2 protein-coding genes are annotated in these 523 nt (G+C 54.3%); both read left to right on the top strand.

Translation table 11 applies throughout. The features are described 5' to 3' along the window. The coding region (gene tnpA, locus ACFOET_RS06625; RefSeq protein WP_379020832.1) for an IS66 family insertion sequence element accessory protein TnpA at positions 1-314 on the top strand (314 nt) is incomplete at its 5' end. Next, a partial coding sequence (tnpB, locus tag ACFOET_RS06620) for an IS66 family insertion sequence element accessory protein TnpB (protein ID WP_379020830.1) occupies positions 314-523 on the top strand: 210 nt, incomplete at its 3' end. The genes tnpA and tnpB, both read left to right, overlap by 1 nt.

The following is a 523-nucleotide window of genomic DNA, read 5'->3' as shown; positions in this document are numbered from 1 at the left end:
GTTTTACGCCCACAAATAATATGATTATGAAGGAGCGTAGAGAGTACATGTTTACCCTTGTTCGTCAGTGGCGCGAGAGCGGTTTGACCCGGCAGGAGTTCTGCCTGCAGCATGGCATCACCCTGGGTAAGTTCAGTTATTGGATCAATCGCTGGAAAGAGGATGAATCTGGCGGGGATAACGTTTTTATTCCGATGGGTTCACCCGGGACGGCAGGTCATCCTGTTTTGTCGGTTGTTTATCCCAACGGTGTACGGCTGGAAGTGCCTTCGGCCGATCTGGGATTATTGTCCAGGCTGATTGCCCTTGCCTGATGTTCAGCCTGGGTTCCTCGCACCGTTATTACCTGTACGGTGGCCATTGCGACATGCGGAAATCATTTGACGGATTGTGCGGGCTGGTGTCCTCCGGTTTGGGCCGGGGGGCCACGGGCGGTGATGTGTTCGTGTTCCTGAACCGCCGCCGTACGCATATGAAACTGCTTCACTGGGAGCACGGCGGGTTCGTGCTGTATTACAAACGG

Origin of the sequence: Parapedobacter deserti, assembly GCF_042646065.1 — a bacterium.
GTDB lineage: Bacteria > Bacteroidota > Bacteroidia > Sphingobacteriales > Sphingobacteriaceae > Parapedobacter > Parapedobacter deserti.
The sequence above is the reverse complement of the archived record's forward strand: the minus strand, read 5'-3'. Positions and strand labels throughout refer to the sequence as shown.